The organism is Pseudomonas sp. AC463, from assembly GCF_979253585.1.
On sequence record NZ_CEEDDZ010000912.1, the window covers coordinates 1 to 252 of the forward strand.

Sequence of the window (252 nt, forward strand, 5' to 3'; positions counted from 1 at the left end):
GGGAATAGCTCAGTTGGTAGAGCACGACCTTGCCAAGGTCGGGGTCGCGAGTTCGAGTCTCGTTTCCCGCTCCAAGTTTAAGCAGTGTGGCCCTCGGGCGGCACTGAGTGAAACCAGGGCAGAATCTTCGGATTCAACCTCTGGGCACTGAAATACACACCATGTGTTTCAGTTGTGTGTCCCCTTCGTCTAGTGGCCTAGGACACCGCCCTTTCACGGCGGTAACAGGGGTTCGAGTCCCCTAGGGGACGC

1 tRNA gene is annotated in these 252 nt (G+C 57.5%); it reads left to right on the forward strand.

Annotated features, from left to right (window positions below):
- The first annotated feature begins 178 nt into the window (after positions 1–178).
- A tRNA-Glu gene (locus AC0IYH_RS32880) sits at positions 179–251 on the forward strand.
- The last annotated feature ends 1 nt before the right edge of the window (position 252 follow it).